3 protein-coding genes are annotated in these 4,534 nt (G+C 73.7%); all 3 read left to right on the top strand.

Going from position 1 to position 4,534, the window contains the following annotated elements; translation table 11 throughout:
* The first annotated feature begins 139 nt into the window (after positions 1-139).
* Genes ITI46_RS33395 through ITI46_RS33385 form a run of 3 tightly spaced genes read left to right on the top strand, consistent with a single transcriptional unit; the run spans position 140 to position 4,460 of the window.
* Complete coding sequence (locus ITI46_RS33395; protein ID WP_209243696.1) at positions 140-1,357, top strand: ATP-grasp domain-containing protein; 1,218 nt, start codon at positions 140-142, stop codon at positions 1,355-1,357.
* Positions 1,354-3,177, top strand: a complete 1,824-nt coding sequence (locus ITI46_RS33390; protein ID WP_209243695.1) for an IucA/IucC family protein — start codon at positions 1,354-1,356, stop codon at positions 3,175-3,177. Before ITI46_RS33395 ends, ITI46_RS33390 begins: the two co-directional genes overlap by 4 nt.
* The gene (locus ITI46_RS33385) at positions 3,174-4,460 is read left to right on the top strand and encodes an MFS transporter (RefSeq protein WP_209243694.1); all 1,287 of its coding nucleotides are present in this window, start codon (positions 3,174-3,176) and stop codon (positions 4,458-4,460) included. Before ITI46_RS33390 ends, ITI46_RS33385 begins: the two co-directional genes overlap by 4 nt.
* The last annotated feature ends 74 nt before the right edge of the window (positions 4,461-4,534 follow it).

Below are 4,534 nucleotides of genomic sequence, written 5' to 3'. Positions count from 1 at the left end.
GAGTCCTGTCCCCGTCCCGCCACGCGGACGCCCTCCGGGGCGACCCGCCCCCTGCCCTCCGCGCGAACGTCCCCGGCCCCGTGCCCTCGCGCGACACGTCCCCTCCGCCACCCCGGCAGAATCGGATCGGCTCACTGCCATGCGGCTCTATCTGCTCGCACTGAACCCCACCGTCTCGGTCACCGAAGGCTTCCTGCCCGCAGCGCGCCGGCTCGGCCTCCAGGTCACCCTGCTCACCGACCAGCCCGGCGCGCACGCCCGCTCCGGGGCGGGCACAGGTGACGACGGGGTCGAGATCCTGGACTGCGATGTCCGCGACTTCCACGCGCTCATCACCCGCATCTCCACCCACCACGCACCGGACGCCGTCTTCACCAACAGCGACCACCTCCAGACCCAGGCTGCGCTGGCCGCCGACTACTTCGGCCTGCCCGGCAAGGACTGGCGGGCCACCCTGCGCACCAAGGACAAGGCACAGCTGCGGCGCCACCTCACGGCCACGGGCGCCGACACCGTCCGCGCTGCCGAACTCCCCGCCGGACGCGACCCGGAGGAGCTGCGCGCGGTCCCCGTCCCCTACCCGTGTGTACTCAAACCGCGGGAGGGCGTGGCCAGCGAGGACGTCGTGCTGGCGACGAGTCCGGAGGAACTGGTGCGGTACGCACGGGAGATCAGGTCTCGGCGTGCGGGCGCCCCGCTGGTGGTGGAGGAGTACCTGGACGGGGAGCTGCACACTCTGGAGACCCTGGGCGACGGCCGGGTCCGCCATCTGCTGGGCGGCTTCCACAGCGAGGTCTCGCCGCCGCCCGTCTTCATCGAGAAGCGGCACCACTACGTCGCAGCGCACCCCGAGGACATCACCCGGCAGATACTGGCGCAGCTCGACGCGCTGGGCGTCGGCTTCGGTGCCTGCCACACCGAGTTCGTCGTCTCCGACGACGGCCGGGCCCGCCTCATCGAGGTCAACTACCGTGCCATCGGCGACCAGTGCGACCTGCTGCTGGCACAGCTGCTGGACGTACCCCTCTTCGACCACATCCTGCGCACCCACCTCGGTGAACCACTCCCCGCCGACCTGGGCGCCCGCACCGGCGCCCGCGCCCGGGTCCACTACCCCCTGGCCGACCGCGCCGGCACGCTCACCTCGGCGCCGGGCGCCTGCGACCTGGAGCAGGACGGCATCAAACTCGCCTACCGCCCGCTGCGCGATGTGGGGGAGCAGCACGAGCTCTACGGCACCAACCGCGACTACCTCGGCGTCATTCGCGCCTTCGGCCCGGACGGCACCGGGCAGCAGGCCGTCGACCTGGCCGTGGAGCGCTTCCTCACGGAGCGGCGCTGGGAGATCACCCCATGACCACGACGGACACCCCGGCGCCCCCGGCCACGGCCTGCGCGGACCAGCTGGCACTGCGCGTCCTCGACGCCCTGCTGCGCGAGGACGTGGCGGGCCTGCGCACCCGCAGCCGTACCGAGCAGCACGAGGACGGCACCTGGCTGCGGCTGGACGGCGGCAACGGCGCCGGTACGGAAGCCGGCACCCTGCGCCTGCCCGTCACCGAGGACGGCTTCCAGTGCGTATGGCGGGCCCGGCTGCCACTGCTGCTGCACCGGTCGTACGCGGGAGACGCCGTACGCCGGCTCACCGCGCCCGACGAGATCGTCCGCGCCCTCCGCGCGCTTGCCGACCCGCAGGACCGCGCCGGATTCGACGACTTCGCCGAGGAGTGCCGGCAGACCCTGGCCACCATGCGCCTGCACGCGGAGACCCGCGAGGAGACGGCGGACGCCCTCGCCGCCCGCCACGGCGCCGACCCGGCCGACTGGACAGGACCGGCGGGCGGCCTCGGCCTCGACACCCTCGCCGCCCGCCACGACCACCCCGTCTACCCGACCGCGCGCGGCCGCTCCGGGCTGGGCGAGGAACAACTGCGCGCCTGCGCACCCGAGTTCCACCCCCGCTTCCCGCTGCGCTGGCTCGTGCTGCCCCGTAAGGCACTCACCCTGCCCGCCGGTGCGGAGGCGCTGCCCGACTGCTGGCCGACCCCGGCAGCGCTGGGCCTGCCAGGCCCCGACGGCGACGGCATCGCCCTCCCCGTGCACCCGCTCAGCATCGGCACCCCGCTCCGCGACGCACTGCGTGCGACGGGCCTGCTGGACCGGGCACAGCTGGCCGAGGCCGGGCACCTCCAGACCGTGCCGACGCTGTCGATGCGTACGGTCGCGGTTGCCGACGAGCCCACCCTGCACCTCAAACTGCCGCTCGCCACAGCCACCCTGGGCCTGCGCAACCGGCGCACCATCAAGCCGGCAACCCTCGCCGACGGCGCCGCGGGCCAGCGGCTGCTGGAGACGGTCATCGCCCGCGAGCCCCGGTTCCGTGACACCGTACTGCTGGCCGACGAGACGGTGTACGCGCACGCGGAGCACGAACTTCTCGCCGTGCTGTGCCGCCGCTACCCAGCCGGTCTCGACGGCGCCGTCGTCGTGCCGATGGCCGCGCTGCTCGCCGAGGCGCCGGGCCGGGGGCTCGTCATCGACCGGCTCGCCGACCGCTTCCACGGCGGTGATCCGGTCGCCCTGTTCGATGCCGTCCTGGGCCTGCTCCTGGACTGGCAGACCACGCTGTTCGGCTACGGCATCGCCCTGGAGTCCCACCAGCAGAACATCTCCCTCGTTCTCGACCGGCACCAGGACGGCAGCACCCGGGTGCGGCTGCTGCTCAAGGACAACGACGGGCCGCGCCTGCACACCGCCCGACTGCGCGCCGCCCTGGGCGAGGACGCACCCGGTCGGAACACCTTCCGCGACCAGCGGATCCTCACCGAGGACGACGGACCCCTCACCGACCTGTTCACCACCATCACCCTCCATCTGTGCGCCGGGGCCTACGCCTTCGGCCTCGCGCGAGCAGGCCGCGCCCCACTGGAGCGGCTGCTCGGCCTGGTACGGGACCGGCTCGCGGAGTGCGCCGAAGCGCTCGGCACCGGGCCGGGCGAGCCGGGCGCGGTGCTGCGAAAGCGCGTGCTGGACGCCCCCGGACTGCCGGTCAAGGCGATGGTCTCGGCGGGCACTCTCCTCACCAAGGCACGCTCCGGCGCCGCTGACATCAACAAGCACTACACCTCGGGGCCCAACTACCTGCTGCGCACCGCCTCCACGGGAGGTCCGCGATGAGCGCTTCGGCAGCAACCCGCGTCCGCCCGGCCGGTACGGGCACCCCACCACGGCCCGCCTTCGGCCGCCGCCAAGTGCACGCCGTCGCCGGCTGCTACTTCGTGGCGTCCTTCGCCGCTCTCGGCCTGCCGCCCTATCTCACCGAGATCCTGCCCGAGCTGGGCGACCGCGGTGCGCGCTGGGCCGGACTGCTCTATGTCGTGCCCACCGTCTTCGGCGGTCTCGGCGCCCCGCTGTGGGGACGCCTCGCCGACCGCTACGGGCGCAAGCGGCTCCTGCTGCGCGCCCAACTGGGCCTCGCCGTGGCCTTCCTGCTGGCGGGCGCCGCCGACTCCCTCGCCACCTTCACCGCCGCACTGGTGCTTCAAGGACTCCTCGGCGGCACCTTCGCCGCCTCCAACGGCTATCTGGCCGCTGCCTTGGAGGGGCAGGCCCTCGCCAAGGCGCTCACCCTCATGCAGGGCAGCGCCCGCGCCGCACTCGTCCTCGCGCCCGTGCTGGTCGGCTCGCTGTCGCCCTGGCTCACCCCGCACCGGCAGTACGCACTGCTGGCCGTACTGCCGCTGACCGCCGCACTGATGCTCTGCGCCCTCCCGGAGCCACGGCGCGCCACCGCGACGGAACCGGCGGGCGAGCCGGCGACCGAGGGGGCGGCCGACGGGGCGGCCGAGGGGCCAACCAAGGCGGAAGCACCGGCGGGGGAGCAGCAGCGCACGCCGCTGCGCGGCCTGTACACACTGGAGTTCGCCTTCGTCTTCTCCACCGTCATCTCCTTCCCCTACTTGATCTCACTGATCGAGGACCGGATGCCGGGCACCTCCGCACTGGTGTCCGGAGTGCTCTTCGCGCTGCCGCACCTCGTCTACCTCGCGTCGGCGATGGCCGTGCACGCCGTCTTCCGCGGCCGGGCACGGCTGGGCACGGCGCTCGGATTCGGCCTGATAGCCGTCGGCCTCGCCGGGCACGTCCCGGCCGACTCGCTGGCCGCTTTCACCGCCGCACGGCTTGTCCTCGGCGCGGGACTCACCCTCGGGCTCGTCTGCCTGTCGGTGCTCGCAGCCGACTGCGCCAAGGGCCGGGCGCCCGGCGGGATGTTCGGCTCCCTCGAGTTCGTCTCCAAGGCCGGAGCCGTCGCCGCCGGGCTGGCGGCAGCCGCGACCACCGGCTGGATCGGACCCCTTGGACCCACCCTGACCGGCACCGCGCTGGCGCTCGTCACCGCCGTCGCGGCGTTCGCTCTCTTCCCCCGTACCCGCACACTCCGCACCCGCAGGAGCCGTTGATGCAGCCGACAACGTCACTCGGCACCGACCCCGCGACCGGCACCGACCCCGCGACCGGTACCGACTCCACGACC

This window comes from Streptomyces oryzae (genome assembly GCF_017676365.1).
Classification (GTDB): Bacteria; Actinomycetota; Actinomycetes; order Streptomycetales; family Streptomycetaceae; genus Streptomyces; species Streptomyces oryzae.
This window is presented reverse-complemented; position numbering and strand designations above follow the sequence as displayed.